Genomic DNA, 16,338 nt, shown 5'->3' with positions numbered 1-16,338 from the left:
CAGGCCGAAAGTGTAAAAACTTTCGGCCTGTTTGTTATAAAGATTTAATAAGCTTATTCCCGTGGATTTGAGAATCCACGGACACATTAAAATACATCATCGTCGTCGTCATCTTCTTGGTCGGGTCCCGAGAACATACTACTCAACAAGTCTTTGAAGTGCAATCCTCGGTCGAGCATTTGTTTACCGATGAGTGAATGTTCGGCCATTCCGTGCAAAGCAAATTCCATCATGAACAGCTTTTCTTCGCGACTCAAACCACGGTGAAAATCATCCACCAAATCGTCTAAACCTTCAATTGTCTTTAAACGAGCTTCGTACTCACGATTTGTTAGCTCGCTCAAAATATCCATTTCGTTTTCCCCAAACCACTGTTGCACTTTTTGGAACGGATTCTTCGCTCCTTTTTTCTTTTTTAGAGATTCAGGATTAGGGAAATAAGTCAAAAACTGCGTACGAATCGCCTTGCCAATCAGGTTCTGCGCCACAATAACAGGGCCTTCGACTTCGCCTTCATATACCAATTCTACTTTTCCACAAATGGCAGGCACAGCTCCATACAAATCCGAAATACGCACGTAAGTCTCTTTTTCACCATTGAGCAGTACTCGACGTTCGGCGGCTGAAAGTAAGTTTTCAAAAGCCGCAATCGTCAAACGCGCCGATACTCCACTTTTCGAATCCACATACTCACTGTCGCGGGCTTCAAAAGCAATTTGTTCTACCAAATCTTTCACGATTTCGTTGACTTTAACCATGCCTTTTTGCTCGGTTTTCACCACGGCCTCTTGCGCCGTAATCTTCTTTCCGATTTCAAGCGTCTTAGGGTAGTGCGTCACAATTTGGCTGTCGATACGGTCTTTCAACGGCGTCACAATGCTTCCACGGTTGGTATAATCTTCGGGGTTTGCCGTGAAGACAAATTGAATATCCAAAGGTAAGCGCAACTTAAATCCACGAATTTGGATGTCGCCTTCCTGCAAAATATTAAATAAGGATACCTGAATACGCGCTTGTAAATCAGGCAATTCGTTGATAACGAAAATACAACGGTGCGAACGCGGAATGAGTCCGAAGTGAATCACACGTTCGTCCGAATAGGGTAATTTGAGCGTTGCAGCTTTGATGGGGTCAACGTCCCCAATAAGGTCGGCTACCGATACGTCGGGGGTGGCTAGTTTTTCGGCATATCGCTCCTGACGGTGTACCCACGCAATCGGCGTGTGGTCGCCTTTTTCGTCCACAAGATCGCGTGCAAAACGTGATAGTGGCTGCAACGGGTCGTCGTTCAGTTCCGAGCCTGCCACCACAGGAATGTATTCATCGAGCAAATTAACCATCAATCGCGCAATGCGGGTTTTGGCCTGTCCACGAAGCCCCAACAGATTAATATGGTGCATCGACAAAATAGCCCGTTCTACGTCGGGGATAACGGTATCCTCGTACCCCCAAATGCCCGGGAAAACACTTTCTTTTGCCCGTAATTTCTCAATAAGGTTGTCGCGGAGTTCTTGCTTAATGGATTTGGGCTGGTAGCCCGCAGCTTTCAGTTCGCCAAGCGTGTGGAGTTGGAGAAGCTGTTTGGGCTTTAAATCGCGGTAGGCCATACGTTCTAAAGATTGGTTTGTTTCAATAGATAAGTAACAGCCATCGTATTTGAATAGTTTTGAGGCGAGGTTTAAAGTTTTTTTGATACCCGCCTAGGTTATATTTTTTCGTTACTTTTATGCGCTCGTTTTATTCTAAAAATTTCATTCATCCGTGTCTTCAAAAACCTTTTTCTGCATTGATGCCCACACCTGCGGCAACCCTGTGCGCTTAGTTGCGGGGGGCGGTCCTTTATTGGAAGGACGCAATATGAGCGAAAAACGCCAACACTTTCTTCGTGAATACGACTGGATTCGTAAAGGCTTAATGTTTGAGCCACGCGGCCACGATATGATGTCGGGTAGTATTTTGTACCCACCTCACGACCCCGAAAATGACGTTGCGGTGCTTTTTATCGAAACCAGCGGTTGCCTTCCCATGTGTGGCCACGGAACGATTGGCACCATCACCATTGCCATCGAACACGGACTCATCCAACCCAAAACCCCAGGAATCGTGCGTATGGAAGCACCTGCGGGCTTGGTGCTCATCAGTTACGAACAAGTAGGTAACAAAGTAAAATGGGTAAAACTGGTCAACGTCCCCGCATATCTTGCTGCTGAGGGAATCGAAGTGGAATGCCCCGATTTAGGGCTATTGAAAGTGGATGTTGCCTACGGAGGAAACTTTTACGCCATTGTGGATGTGCAAGAAAACTTCCCAGGGCTCGAACACTTCAAAGCTGAACAATTGGTAGCTTGGGCTCGGGTTTTACGCCAACGTATCAACGAAAATCATACGTTTGTTCATCCCAACGACCCTACTATCAATGGCCTGAGCCATATCGAGTGGACAGGCGCAGTCATCGACCCTACTTCATCGGCCAGAAATGCCGTTTTCTACGGCGATAAAGCAATTGACCGTTCTCCTTGTGGTACAGGTACGTCGGCTCGTATGGCGCAGTGGGCTGCTCAGGGTAAACTGAAAAAAGGTGATACGTTCGTCCACGAAAGCATCATTGGAAGTAAATTCATTGGCACGGTAGAAGACACGGCCAAAGTAGGTGACTTTGAGGCTATTGTGCCTGGGATTCAAGGTTGGGCAAAAGTATATGGCCTCAATACCATCACCATCGACGACGAAGATGACCCGTATGCACACGGGTTTCAGGTGATATAATTTTTTAAACCTATAAGGTCTAATTATTAAAGCAGTCGGACTTTATAGGTTTTGATAATCTTTTAAACCTATGAGGTCTGATTATCGTAGTAGTCAGACCTCATAGCTTTGATATTATTCAGGCGTTACGTACGCTGCTGTGATACCTCCATCTACAAGAAACTCAGTACCAGTTACGTACGAAGATTCGTCCGAAGCTAAATAAAGAACCGCGTAAGCCATTTCTTTCGCTTCCCCAAAACGTCCCATTGGGATGTGTACCAAACGACGTTGTTTTTTCTCTTCCGTACTCAAAAACTTCATCAACAACTCGGTACGAAGTGGCCCTGGGCAAAGTGCGTTTACGCGGATATTCTCACGGGCGTGAATAACCGCTAACTCACGGCTCATTGAAAGAACCGCCCCTTTGCTCGCTGTATAGGCTACTTGTGGCGTAGCAGCTCCCAACAAGGCTACAAAAGAAGCCGTGTTGATGATGCTTCCTCCACCCGCGCGACGAAGCGCAGGGATAGCGTATTTACAGCCAAAGAATACCCCTTTAACGTTAATATTCATGGTCAAATCCCAAACTGACTCTTCGGTAGTAACGGCGTTGTCGTCGTCGCTGTGCATGATACCTGCGTTGTTGAACACAATGTTCAATTTACCGAATGTTTGTTCTGCTACTGCGACCATGTTTTCACAGTCTGCCGCTTTCGATACATCAGCACGGACATAAACCGCTTGTCCGCCTTGGGCTTTGATGAGGTCGGCAGTTTCTTGCCCTGCGGTATCATTTACGTCGGCTACTACTACTGCGGCTCCTTCTTGAGCAAACAATAATGCCGTCTCACGGCCAATTCCGCTACTTCCTCCAGTAATAAGGGCTACTTTGTCTTTTAAGCGCATGTTTTTAGAAATGTAATTATGAATTTAGATTGGTGTTATTAAGTATTAAAGTCGCATCTCTTTGGGAATCATCCCCATAAATGCTTTATAGACCCGTACCGCCCCCTCAGGTGCTGGGTGTTTAGGGTCGCCCCAGCTCACTTTGTGTTCTTTTTTCCCTTTTTTGTAAATCAGGAAATACGAAATGCGGCTCGGGTGCTGAAAGTCTATTTTTTCAAAGTCAATGTCTTTCAGCGATTGAAACGCCGTAGCTACATTTTTGGGAGTTTGCTCACCCAATACCTCCAACTCTTTGGCGGAATTGATGCGGCGATAAATCCCTCCGTCTTCCAACAAGCGGTATTCTTTCTCTAAATTACCGATGCTTTGCCCCACAATCAGTTGCTGCCCCGCATAGGTAAACGGGTGTTTCGACACGGCAAAAGGCGTCGGTTTCGGTGACGTTTCTTGCCCCAAAACCACCGAATTTACCCCCACAATCAAAATGACTAGAATCAATAACTGCTTCATAAATTTAGCTGAGTTTCAATTCCTCTAACGCCAACCAAGCCATTAAGCCTGGCCCAATTTCCAATGCCGATTCGTCAATGTCAAACGTAGGCGTGTGTACGCCCGAAACAATTCCTCTTGCCTCGTTGCGCGTTCCTAAACGGTAAAAACAAGCATCGGTTACTTGCGAATAAAAGGCAAAATCTTCACCTGCCAACCACAAATCGAGGTCAATCACGTTTTCAGCCCCCATGTAGGCCACGGCGGCTGCTTTGGTACGGCGCGTGAGTTCTGGGTGGTTTTTGAGGAATGGGTAGCCTTTACGCACTTCCACGTCGCAGCTTCCACCCATGGCTTCGGCCAATCCTTGTGCAATTTTCGTAATACGCTTCCAGCCTTCTTCGCGCCACTCTTCATCCATGCAACGGAACGTACCTTCTATATATACTTCATTCGGAATGACGTTGGTTGCGCCATTCGCAATTATTTTCCCAAACGACAACACCGACGGCGCGGCGGGTTTACGGTTACGACTGATGACTTGCTGTAAACCTACAATAATGTGTGAGGCAATCAACACAGGGTCGATAAGCGTATCTGGCATGGCTCCGTGCCCTCCTTTTCCTTTTACTGTTAGGTACAATTCATCAGTACTTGCCATGTACATTCCCTCACGGAAACCAATTTTTCCAACGGGAATATTCGGCGCTACGTGCTGCCCCAAAATACTCGCAGGGCTAGGGTTTTGCAGCACTCCTTCTTTAATCATCAACGACGCACCACCTGGAATTTTTTCTTCCCCTGGTTGGAATATCAATTTTATTGAGCCCTCAAATTCGTCACGAAGCTCGTGTAAAATACGAGCAGTTCCCAACAACGACGACGTGTGGACATCGTGTCCGCAAGCGTGCATCACCCCTGGATTTTGAGATTTATAAGGAACATCATTGGCTTCGACGATTGGCAGCGCATCCATGTCAGCACGCAGTGCGACTACTCTACTGCTTGGGTTTCGGCCCTCAATAAGTGCTACCACTCCCGTATCGGCTACTCCTTCTTGCGGAGTAATGCCTATCTGTTTCAACTGGTTAGCTACAAATTTTGCCGTATTATATTCTTGAAACGACAACTCTGGGTTTGTATGTAAGTAATGTCGGTTGGCCACCGTAGCTGCGGCGTGCGCCTTCGACAAGGCTTTGATTTTTTCTAACATGGTAATTAGTCTTAACTTTGACCAGACAAAACTACAAAATAGAACATCGGAAGACGCAAACACGGGCGATTTTCGCAGATAAATTCTATTTTTCTATACGCTGACGCATGAAAATTGGACTATTCTTCGGATCATTTAATCCCATCCACATGGGGCACCTTATCATTGCCAATACCATGGCAACCTCCACCGACCTCGACCAAGTTTGGTTTGTGGTTTCGCCCCAAAATCCGTTCAAGAAAAACAAGAGTCTGTTGCATGAATTTGACCGATTTGATATGGTTGACCGAGCCATCTCTGACAACTCAAAGCTCAAAGTGACCGACATTGAGTTTGCAATGCCTCGACCAAGCTATACCATTGATACTCTGACGAAATTGCAAGAAAAATTCCCGCAACATACCTTCAAATTAATCATTGGAGAAGACAATTTGGAGCAATTTAAGAACTGGAAAAACCACGAAGCCATCCTTCAGTACTACGGTTTATACGTTTATCCACGTCCAAATTCGGCTCCTCACGAATTTGGCAATCACCCTGCCGTACAATTCATTTCGGCCCCGCTACTCGACATATCCGCAACATATATTCGTGATTGTATCAAAAACAATCGTTCTATTCGGTACATGGTGCCTGACATTGTCGAAGAAATGATTTCAAGGAAGAAATTTTATATTTGACAATATGCTTTGAAATACATTACTTTGCAGCGATTTTGAACCAAACTTCTCACAAAAATGTCAGAGATTGCAAGCAAAGTAAAACAGATTATTGTTGACAAATTAGGCGTAGATGCAGCCGAAGTGACTGATGAAGCAAGCTTCACAAACGATCTTGGTGCGGATTCGCTTGACACGGTAGAATTGATCATGGAATTCGAAAAAGAATTCAACGTATCAATTCCTGATGACCAAGCTGAAAACATCGGCACTGTAGGTCAAGCAGTAAAATACCTCGAAGAAAACGTCAAATAAGCATATTTTTTGTAACTTATAGATCCATTTTATGATTCTAAAGCGAGTGGTAGTGACAGGTATGGGTGCATTGACTCCCATCGGTAACACACTATCGGAATACAAGGAAGGGTTGTTTAACGGTGTCAGCGGAGCTGGCCCCATCACCCGATTTGATGCGACCAAATTCAAAACCCGCTTCGCTTGCGAAGTGAAGGGACTTGACATGGCCCAGTTTATTCCTCGTCAAGAAGCTCGTAAAATGGATCTTTTTACACAATTTGCTGTCGTCGTTGGCGATGAGGCGGTAAAAGATAGCGGGTTAGACCTTGAAAAAGAAAATCTCGACCGTGCTGGCGTTATTTGGGGTTCAGGAATTGGAGGTCTTAAAACGTTTGAAGAAGAAGTGCTTTCTTTTGGGAAAGGCGACGGTACTCCTCGTTTTAACCCATTTTTTATCCCTAAAATGATTGCCGATAGTGCTTCGGGGATTCTTTCGATGCGTCACGGATTCCGTGGGCCTACTTACGTAACTGTTTCGGCCTGTGCTTCTTCTAACAACGCTATCATCGACGCTTTTAACTACATTCGTTTGGGCAAAATTGATTTTTGTTTGACGGGTGGGTCAGAAGCAGCCGTTACGCAAGCAGGCGTGGGTGGATTCAACTCCCTCAAAGCTCTTTCGGAACGTAACGACGATTATTTAACGGCATCTCGCCCGTATGACCAAGACCGTGATGGTTTTGTGTTGGGCGAAGGCGGTGCAGGATTGATTCTCGAAGATTATGACCATGCGATTGCCCGTGGAGCTAAAATCTACGCGGAACTTATCGGTGGTGGTATGTCTTCGGACGCGTATCACATCACTGCTCCCCACCCTGATGGTATCGGCGCTTACTTGTGCATGAAAAATGCCCTTGAAGACGCTGGTATCAACCCTGAGGACGTGGACTATGTAAATACCCACGGAACATCGACACCGATTGGAGACCCTCAAGAAATTAAAGCGATTGAACGACTTTTTGGAGAACACGCTTACAAACTCAACATTAGCTCAACCAAATCCATGATTGGGCACTTGTTGGGAGGAGCAGGAGCGGTAGAAGCGGTGGCGTCGATTCTGGCTATTCAGCACGGAATTATCCCGCCAACCATCAACCACTTTACGGATGACCCAGACATCAATCCTCGCTTAAACTTGACATTCAATAAAGCGCAAGAACGCGAAGTGAAAATTGCACTTAGCAACACTTTTGGCTTCGGTGGACATAATACTTGCGTCATATTTCGTAAATTTGAAGGATAAAATTCATCCCAATTGCCTACGGTATTAAATCCCATAATTGATTTCTTCAAGCCTGGGAACTTATCCCCAGATAAGAAGTTTAAAAAGGCCGTGGAGCTAATCATCGGCGCAAAACCTTCTAATATAGAGGTTTACCAGTTAGCTTTTCGCCATACTTCTGCGTCTAAGGAGACGTCGATTAAGGGATTTAGAGAATCGAACGAGCGTCTTGAGTACCTCGGCGATTCGGTCTTGGGCATGGTCATTGCGGAATATCTCTTCAAAAAATTCCCTTACAAAGACGAAGGATTCCTTACTGAAATTCGCTCACGCATCGTAAATCGTGAGACACTTAATGGTATTGCCCGTAAAATCGGCCTCGATCGCCTAATTGAATTTGACGGCAACCGTCGGGGAATGCCCCCCAACTCTTCTATGTATGGCGATGCCCTTGAGGCACTCGTCGGAGCGGTATATTTGGACAAAGGATTTCGGTTTACCAAGAAATTCATCACCAAAGAGCTCCTTACCCACTACGACCTAGACGCCCTTATCAACAATAACGCCAACTTCAAGAGCCGCCTCATCGAATGGGCACAGCGTGAAGGTAAAGAAGTGCGTTTTTCGATTGTCCAAGAGAACGGCAGTCGTCACTTCCGCGAGTTTATTTCACAAGTTACCCTTGATGGTGAAGTGTTTGCCACAGGTAACGGCTATTCTAAGAAGAAAGCCGAACAATCGGCCGCCGAAAAAGCTTGCGAGATTTTGGAGTTGAAGTAATGGGAATCCACGAGGCACTGAACTCGTGTAGGCTATTTCATCTTAGTTGTATTGTAAAAAGTAAAGGCTGGAAGCCTTGGAATAAGCGACACGAGCGAAACACTCGCGCCATCGGTAATGACTGATATGGTATCATATGAAAAAATATTTCATTTACCTTGCGATTAGCGTTTTTTGCTTCACATTAACGAGTTGTAATCACCAACACACGAAAGCTACGTTTAACGAGTTTGACACAACTCAAATACTTCAAGTCATTCTTACCGATTCCCAGCTAGAATCATCGCTCAGTGGATTCAAAAAACAGCAGCTTAAAATTGTTCAAAACCAAACCATTCCTAAACAATACAACGTGTATAAAAATGGGAAGCTGGTTTTACTAAGTGCCATTGACTCAACAAGTGAAACCCTCCTAAACCCATACAAACCTGCTTTTTTCTTGGAAGTTACTAAACTCGAAATGGTAGCCCCAAATGAAGCCAAAGTATTTTTTAGGTTTAAAGGGACGGGTCTAACGTTTTCAGCTAATTTAACGAAACAAGCCAATAGTTCTTGGGAAATAATAAGCTCGGTCATTGGGTATATTTGATCAAGTTGAACACATTAAAGGCAAAGTAGCCTCAGCAAGGCTATATCTTGGTAAAAAGTGAGACCAAAGGTCTCCTGTTTGCAACGTACTCTACACAACGGAGTGAAAGTCCGATGGAGTAGTCTTTGAATCTATCAGTAGGAAGCCATTTCGTCACTCGTGGATACGAGCGATGGCTAGGAAATAATTTGACATAGCCGTTACTTTTTGACGAAATTAGCACTTTAAGATGCATAAAAAGACACCTGATTTTTTATGCACTCATACAAGTTCTATTGATTGATAAAACTTTAAAAAAATTAGTTATAATATATTTTTTTGAATAATTTTATCATGTTCGACTCTACTGCTCCCGAAGATTGCTTACATTCTTAAAAACTCCGTGTACTACAATTGTCGATAGTGGCACACTGATGAAAAATATATAAAATAAGAATCTCTGGGCACATTAGTTCGCCACTCAACATCACATAAATTTAAACCTAAGTTACAAAATTTTACCATTAAAAATTACCGCTAAATATGAACCTAAACAATGGCATTTACTGGCATATCAAACTAGCTAATACACCACACAATGAATGGACTGTTGGTAATACCTTTAATTGGAACAGAAGAGTAAATAAGTGCTGGCAGGACCTCTACAGCTTTCCTTTCAAGTTACAAAATAATGGATTTCAAAGAAGTTTACTTGAAGTATCAAACAATATACTTCTCTCAAATGGCAATGGTTTAAGTACTCAAGAATACACAGATCAGTTAAAAAAACTACAAGATTTAAGTATTCATTATCATTATAAGCAGTTCTCCATGATTCGAGAACTTATACTCGAAGATTTCAGACGTAGAAACTTTCCGTACTTACCTTCAAGAATGAATTGTATCTGGTTTTTTACTCCTGATTTGAATTGTGCAAATTACTGGATACAGCAACTTGGTGCATATCAAAAGGGGTTTCAAATTTTCGAAGTCAGACTAAATGGCACGGGTCATTTGGCAAGTAGTAGACATATTGCTTTAGATATTTTGAACATTGAAGAGCACGAAAGAATGGCATCTTACTATTGGACACCTAACCAACCAGAAGAGATTAATTCAGAACTAATTTTTGATGGACAAATAGAAATTCTGAGACTAATCAGACTTTGAAAAAGTAACTATCTTGAAAAAATTGAAGAAATACCTGATGTGGGGTTATACTGAAAAGGAGGCAGGCGGTGGAGTGACAGAGGTTTCAATGCTATCCTTTGACCCTCCTGTCATGTTTGCAACTTATTCGCGGGGCGGAGTGAAAATTCGATGGGATGGTCTTTGAGGTCACAGGCTGGAAGCCTTGAAATAGTAGTCACTCGTGGGACACGAGCGACTACTTAGAGCCTTGAAATAAAGGCACGAGCGCAGGACGCTCGCGCCATCCATATTTTTAAAATACGAAGCCAAACCGCACGGCCATTCGGTTATAGACACGGTTTTCCCATTTTTCAATTTCTCCCCAACCCAAAGGCTCGGTCGATTTGGCTTGTTGTCGTTTATAGCTGAGAGAGAGTAGCAAGGCGCTCCCCGATTTTAATCCAAACTTTAGCCCTAACCCTGGGCTAATCATCATTCCGCCGTCGGTTTTGTAGCCCGTTGCATCGGCATGAAGCCACTGAAACCCGTAGCCCCCATCCAGCATTCCCAACAAGGTCACGTTGTTTTTACTTTTGGCTAAATCGTAGCGGATGCCTGCCGCAACGGGCATCAATAAGGCCGATTGGTACCAATCCAATCCCGTTGTCAGTCCCACGGCCATGCGTGGCTTTAGTTGGACTCCGTTAAATGTTTGCAACGTTAAACTAAGGCGATTTTCGACTTGTTGCTGAACGGGAACACTCCACGGAATATCATATACCACTCGCCCAAACAACCCTCCCACTTCCGTCATGTTGACGTAATGAGGTTTAAATTGCGCGGATGCAGTGAATGTACAAGCCAATAAACAGCTGAAGATCAACGCAATTCGTATCTTTTTCATATTTTCAGGCATTGGTTTAAATTTCAACCCGTTTTACTGGAATCTTACTAATTTCACGAAGCCCCGACGGGTTTGAAACGTCAAACTGATAAAGTCCATCTTTGCCAATCATCAAAAGTGTTTTGTTAGACAACGGAATCACGTCGTACGCGTCCATGTCTTTCAAATGTTGTAATTGCTTGACGTCAAAATCATTGGCAATGTTCAATGATTTAAGTCCGTGCGTGCCTTCACACAAGTATAAATTAGGGTAATCGACACCCAAACCGTGTGGATTTTGCATTGGATACGATTTCAACAAGCGAGGTGTCCGTAAGTCTGTAATATCAATTACATCAAGTTGGTTAAGACCACGGTTGCAAGTAGTTCCCGAACGCAACGTGACGTAAGCACGATTGTCAGTCACCACGACAGGGTCGCACGACATGGCGTGTTGGAAGGTTGACATGTGCTGCGGGTTTTCAGGATTGCTGTTGTCATAGATAAACATTCCCGTTGTAGAACCAATAAAAAGCTTGTCGCGGTACGGGAAAATGGTTTCAATTCCCCAACCCAGTCGGATTTTTGTTGAAGCCTTGGGCTGTGAAGGGATACCAATGTCAAACAGCTGCATATCGCTTTGGCTCACGGTGTATAAGTACTTGTCATACAGCGCAAAACGTGCCATCGACCCTGCTTGTCCTTGCGCATTTGAGTTCGACGGAACAGTGCTAGACTGAAGAGCGGCACTGCGGCTATCCATCGCCAAAAATGTTCCTCCCCACCACGAACCATTGTTATTTTCACAGTTGGTTTGAATGGTTTCGGTCACAATCTGCACATTTTGGTCCTGAATCGCTCCCGTGGTTGTGTTGAGCGACCACCAAGCGCCATCGAATTGACCCGTCTGAAACACATCTTTTTGACGGCTTATTTCTTTCACTTCCAATGGATTAGAAATATCCAACGCCACCAAATCAGAATAGCTGTCGGCGTACAAAATATTCCCACGGACGGCCATGTCGCCATTGCCTGGAATCGTAATGAATGAAATGATTTTGGGCGCGGCAGGGTTAGAATTATCAATGATGTGTAAGCCTTTTTTTTGCTCATTGATAAATAGATAATTTCCTTTGGCGTAGATTTTCCCTGGGGTTTCTAGTGCGTGCGCAGTTTCGGTACGTACACCTTGACGAATTTCGGCCAATGAAATGGTCACGGGCGTGAAGCGTTTGTACTTACGCGTTTCGGTACAGCGGTCGGTGCACGACCATTGCGCAAGACCAACAATAAAAAGAATAGGTAAAAGTAAACGTCTCATGGCAAGCGTGGGGGTTTAAGGTGTTTATACCCCAATGACGCTTTTCTATTCCATTACGTTGGAACTCAAATAAAAAATTCTAGCACCCAGAAATCTGCGAACATTTGCGTGAAAAATTATTTTCCCCGCCACCACTCGCGGCTCCAACGACGCTCAAAACCCCATCCTTTGGCTCGCAGCAGCAACGGGATATAAGCATGTGATTCTTTGACCGAAATCGCTTGTTGGTACAACTCATCATCAGTCAAAACAACTTTTTCGTAGCGCTCACCCTTTTTTACTGTCAAATCCGCAAAAGGAAGTTCTTCTAACAAAGTATCCCCTTTTTCCAATGCAGTTTGCTGCAAACGATGTTTCAAAAGCCAGCTCGACGGTCGTTGATTAAGTTCTAATGGCCGCGGTCGGTAGGTACCCGAAGACACATTCAGCGCATACGCTAAGTACGACTTCAACAGTTTAGGCCCTGAATGTACGGCTGTTTCCACCTGAAGTTGGTCGGGCCAAATGCTCGTCACTACATAGACCTTTTGCCGCGCCCGAGTGACCGCCACATTCAACCGATTTTCTCCACCACGGGCATTCAAACTCCCAAATTGAACACGCAATCGCCCGCGAGCGTCAGGCGCATATCCCACCGAAAAAATAATAATATCACGCTCATCTCCTTGCACATTTTCAATATTTTTGACAAAAAATGATTTCTTCCATCCTACCTCGCCTTGTTCGACTGTTTCTTGCAGGAGCTGTTCAATCAACTGTTGCTGTGGGTAGTTGAACGTCACCACACCCACCGATGCGCTAGGTTGCTCATTTTGTAACATTTTCACCAACTCTACCACCCGCTCAGCCTCTGTCGTATTGCGGTTTTGTTCCCAAATCCCGTCCACTTTAACGTATTCAATCGCAGGAATACCTTCGTTTATATCCTGAAAATGAGGCAGCAGGCGAAGATTATTCTTATAAAAATGTTGGTTTGAAAAGTCAATCAAGTCCAAAGAACGGCTTCGATAATGCCCTTGTAGCAAAGTATCCGAATAGAAATGTTTGGCCAAATCCAACAACGACTCCACTTCCAACGCAACGTGCTCTTCTTCGGTTTCGTCTTCATAACGCGCCCGATACAAATCGTACGGCGCCAATTGCTTGCTATCTCCCACAATCACGACCTGTTTTGCCCGATAAATCGCGGGAATGCCATATTCGGCGTAACATTGAGAGGCTTCATCAAAAATCACCACATCAAACAGCCCTTTCTGAAGCGGAAAAACCGCCGAAACCGTTTCAGGCGATGCCATCCAACAAGGGACCAAATGAAATACTTCATTGGCGTGGTGTTCCATCAATTTTCGTACGGGCCAAATCTTCCGCTTTTTGGTCACTTGGTGCTGCAATTCGCGGTAGGTTGTGCGGTTTTGCAAGCGATTAAAGCTAATTTCTTTATAGGTTTGCTCGCGAAGTTGCATTCCCAATATTTCCCGACTCAACGCCTGTTTTTGTTCAATAAGCTGCTGAAGTTCTTCCTCCCACTGATTCATTTTTAAGGATGAAACCGCCCTAAGCACAGGATTTTTTTCTTCTAAATACGCCAGCCAAGCCAGCCGTAGCGAGTTTTGAAGTACGTCGATCCAAGAATGCGATGTTTCGGTTTGCAGCCTTTCGTGTATTTCTCGTTCTGATTCGGACAATTCGCCTTTCAACGAATCCATTTCTACCAGAGCATCAAAATTTGCCTCAAGCGTTTTTTTTAGTTCTGCTCCGTACGCAGCCGACTCCTCCAACCGCAACAACTGCCCTTGGGTCAAATAACGTTGCCAACGTTGGTACTTACCCGAAAATTCCGAGGCCAAAGTCAACAACTTCTTTGTCACGCTCTCCCATTCATTTCTTCCTTTTAAAGCCAAATTTTCCAGAAAAGGAGCATTTTGTTGCATTTCAAGCTGTAGCTGTCCTGCTTCTTCCATTGACGCCACCACTTCCTCCCACCGAAGCAGGGTCTGACTCATGCTTCTTTCTCGTATCGAGATCGCTAACTTATTTTCAACCTCGTCCACCCACTGCTCCAGTGCTTTTCGGTTTTCGAGTCGTTGACGCAGTTGGTACAAATCAGTCAGCTCTAGGGTTAAACCAAGAGAAGCCGTAAGGTCTCGAAAATAGTCTTTATCCGAATAAAAAAGCCATTTTACTACCGACTGACGCGCCTGTATCAATGCCTCAAGGCGGTGTTCAAAACGAGGGAGTTCGGATGTTAAAAGTTCATCCATTAAAACTGGCCCTCCCACTAATTTTTGCTCACTTTTGTGTGCCTTAGCTAACCATTGGGTGAGCGATTTGGTCATTTTTCCGCTAACGCTACGCTCAAAAAAATCCCAATTCAAGGGAAGTTGCAATCGTTCTTGCCATGTTTTTACTTGGGTATCTTGCCGATGAAGTTGCCGTAAATGAGCCGCATTCAATGTTTGTCCCAACCACTCATTGGTCGATTTTTGGATATACTCGTAGGTTTGAGTAGCTTCTTCAATGGTATTTTTTACCACTGTTATTTCCTGAAAACCAATGCGAGAAAAGTCAACTCGTTCTTCCCAAGGATGCTGTGAAGGCAAAAAACGCTGGTATTGCTCCAATCGACGCAGTTTTTGTAGCAATGTCTCCAAGCGATCGTCAAACCGAAACTGTCGAAACGCAGGAATGGGAATATTGGCCGCCTGCGTCGAACTGGTGAGGTACAATTCTTTGGGCGATAAACCGCATTCGTTAGCCTCAAAAAGCGCTTCTTTGAAGGCGTTGAGCTCACTACAAAGCTGTTCAATAGAGCGACTTACTTGCAAAAACTGCCTATCTAGCACAATCGAATCCAGCGCATAATTTTGCTTTTGGTATTCATCAACTTGGCCAATTTGGGCATCAAGTTGGGCGTACAAATCCGCGCGGTCATTTTTAAAATCGTGAATAAGGGCCGCAAAAGGCGCTATACCTACCTGTCGAAGCCGTTCGTACACCACATCCAACGCAACTCGTTTCTGACATACCAAAAGCACACGTTTACCACGTGCGGCAAAATCGGTCATCAGGTTCGCAATCAACTGCGATTTTCCCGTCCCTGGTGGGCCTTCCACCACCAACGACTCTCCTTGCTTTACCCTTAGCAACGCCTGTTCTTGCGACGCATCTTGCGGAAAGGCGGTAAAAGTATTGGCTTCTTTGATGGTAACAGAAAAGACGTTTGCCGCACCACTTTCAACATCGGCGGGTTCTATCTCTTGGTTAATAAGCGCTTCGTAATCGGGGGCTAAATAACTTCCCGCTTGCGGAAAAATCCCCAAAACTGCCTCAGGAAAGAGTTTTAGTTCGCCATTTTGCTCCAAAAGCTCCAAGTCTGTTTTTGAACATTCGTCAAAATACTGCAACGTATCCTGAAAAATAGCTTGGTTGAAATTGAGTTTAAGCGCGCTTTCTTTGAGCAGTTCGTACAACTCCGTCCGAAACACCAGCGCATCTCGGCTCAGTTCTTCCAAGTTTTTTTCCAACAACTCATCTGGAATATTTATCTGATTAAAATACCCATACGCCAGCAAAAAACTACGATTGAGCAAGGTTGGCTCGGGGCGGCGGCGAAGCTCCCAGTAGGCGACATTTTCTTCATTTTTTTGAAGCGTTACGGGAAAATATACCAAAGGTGCATGTATCACTGTTCCGTCCATCAATTTTCCTCTCACAAACGGATAGCCCACGTACAAATCTTCCGAACCACGTTCTTCTTCGATAAATCGCTCCGTACGGGCCAATTTCCGCAACCGCTTGCTTACTTCATTGCCTTTTTCCGAACGCGGGTCAATCACTTGTCCCAAGCGAACCGTTTTTTTCTGGGCAATCAGGTCGCTCAAAACATCAAATGCCGAGCGATTGTCCACAAAATCCAGCGCTTTCCAATCCAAAAACTGGTCAGCCGAAAGCGTTGATAACACCAACGAACGGTTTCGGCTACTCAGATTGGTCAAACGGCGCAAGTATTTTTTAAGAATATCAGGAGTCAGATTCATTCTTTGAGGGGGAAATAGGGCGTA

Annotated in this window: 14 protein-coding genes; 7 read left to right on the top strand and 7 right to left on the bottom strand. The window is 44.7% G+C overall.

Features of this window, described 5'->3' with window-relative positions:
- Positions 1-86: 86 nt before the first annotated feature.
- Entirely contained in the window at positions 87-1,607 is a 1,521-nt protein-coding gene (locus AC23P2_RS10050) for a P-loop NTPase family protein (protein ID WP_487773059.1), read from the bottom strand.
- A 154-nt stretch (positions 1,608-1,761) separates the two neighbouring features.
- Here AC23P2_RS10050 and AC23P2_RS10045 point away from each other — a divergent pair, with 154 nt between their 5' ends.
- Entirely contained in the window at positions 1,762-2,766 is a 1,005-nt protein-coding gene (locus tag AC23P2_RS10045; protein ID WP_487773058.1) for a 4-hydroxyproline epimerase, read from the top strand.
- Positions 2,767-2,880: 114 nt separating this feature from the next.
- Here the strand turns inward: AC23P2_RS10045 and AC23P2_RS10040 are convergent, their stop codons facing one another.
- The 3 genes from AC23P2_RS10040 to AC23P2_RS10030 are packed head-to-tail and all read right to left on the bottom strand — an operon-like array spanning position 2,881 to position 5,356.
- Complete coding sequence (locus AC23P2_RS10040) at positions 2,881-3,654, bottom strand: glucose 1-dehydrogenase (RefSeq protein WP_487773057.1); 774 nt, start codon at positions 3,652-3,654, stop codon at positions 2,881-2,883.
- Positions 3,655-3,699: 45 nt separating this feature from the next.
- Positions 3,700-4,164: a hypothetical protein gene (locus tag AC23P2_RS10035; protein WP_487773056.1), complete on the bottom strand. Its 465-nt coding sequence runs from the start codon at positions 4,162-4,164 to the stop codon at positions 3,700-3,702.
- Positions 4,165-4,168: 4 nt separating this feature from the next.
- Positions 4,169-5,356 carry a M20 metallopeptidase family protein gene (locus AC23P2_RS10030; RefSeq protein ID WP_487773055.1) on the bottom strand — a complete coding sequence of 396 codons (1,188 nt, stop codon included), beginning with the start codon at positions 5,354-5,356 and terminating at the stop codon, positions 4,169-4,171.
- Between the two features lie 107 nt (positions 5,357-5,463).
- Here AC23P2_RS10030 and nadD point away from each other — a divergent pair, with 107 nt between their 5' ends.
- The 6 genes from nadD to AC23P2_RS10000 all read left to right on the top strand — a co-directional run bounded on the left by nadD (position 5,464) and on the right by AC23P2_RS10000 (position 10,112).
- Positions 5,464-6,036: a nicotinate (nicotinamide) nucleotide adenylyltransferase gene (nadD, locus tag AC23P2_RS10025; RefSeq protein WP_487773054.1), complete on the top strand. Its 573-nt coding sequence runs from the start codon at positions 5,464-5,466 to the stop codon at positions 6,034-6,036.
- A gap of 57 nt (positions 6,037-6,093) precedes the next feature.
- A complete protein-coding gene (locus AC23P2_RS10020; RefSeq protein WP_028522122.1) occupies positions 6,094-6,330 on the top strand; it encodes an acyl carrier protein in 237 nt (78 codons plus the stop codon).
- 31 nt (positions 6,331-6,361) lie between these two features.
- The gene (fabF, locus tag AC23P2_RS10015; RefSeq protein ID WP_028522123.1) at positions 6,362-7,615 is read left to right on the top strand and encodes a beta-ketoacyl-ACP synthase II; all 1,254 of its coding nucleotides are present in this window, start codon (positions 6,362-6,364) and stop codon (positions 7,613-7,615) included.
- Between the two features lie 12 nt (positions 7,616-7,627).
- Positions 7,628-8,374, top strand: a complete 747-nt coding sequence (gene rnc / locus AC23P2_RS10010; protein WP_028522124.1) for a ribonuclease III — start codon at positions 7,628-7,630, stop codon at positions 8,372-8,374.
- 136 nt (positions 8,375-8,510) lie between these two features.
- On the top strand, positions 8,511-8,963 hold the full coding sequence (locus AC23P2_RS10005; protein ID WP_487773053.1) for a hypothetical protein: 453 nt from the start codon (positions 8,511-8,513) through the stop codon (positions 8,961-8,963).
- 522 nt (positions 8,964-9,485) lie between these two features.
- Positions 9,486-10,112, top strand: a complete 627-nt coding sequence (locus AC23P2_RS10000) for a DUF2441 domain-containing protein (RefSeq protein ID WP_487773052.1) — start codon at positions 9,486-9,488, stop codon at positions 10,110-10,112.
- Between the two features lie 274 nt (positions 10,113-10,386).
- On the opposite strand, the gene AC23P2_RS09995 is transcribed toward AC23P2_RS10000, so the two are convergent.
- The 3 genes from AC23P2_RS09995 to AC23P2_RS09985 all read right to left on the bottom strand — a co-directional run bounded on the left by AC23P2_RS09995 (position 10,387) and on the right by AC23P2_RS09985 (position 16,314).
- A complete protein-coding gene (locus AC23P2_RS09995) occupies positions 10,387-10,977 on the bottom strand; it encodes a hypothetical protein (protein WP_487773051.1) in 591 nt (196 codons plus the stop codon).
- A gap of 16 nt (positions 10,978-10,993) precedes the next feature.
- Positions 10,994-12,277: an LVIVD repeat-containing protein gene (locus tag AC23P2_RS09990; RefSeq protein WP_487773050.1), complete on the bottom strand. Its 1,284-nt coding sequence runs from the start codon at positions 12,275-12,277 to the stop codon at positions 10,994-10,996.
- Positions 12,278-12,393: 116 nt separating this feature from the next.
- Positions 12,394-16,314, bottom strand: coding sequence for an AAA domain-containing protein (locus AC23P2_RS09985; RefSeq protein ID WP_487773049.1), 3,921 nt, complete (start codon positions 16,312-16,314; stop codon positions 12,394-12,396).
- Positions 16,315-16,338 lie beyond the last annotated feature (24 nt).

This window comes from Runella sp. R0.1_18, assembly GCF_057652155.1.
Note: the sequence above shows the minus strand (reverse complement) of the source record. Positions and strands in the feature narration are given on the sequence as shown.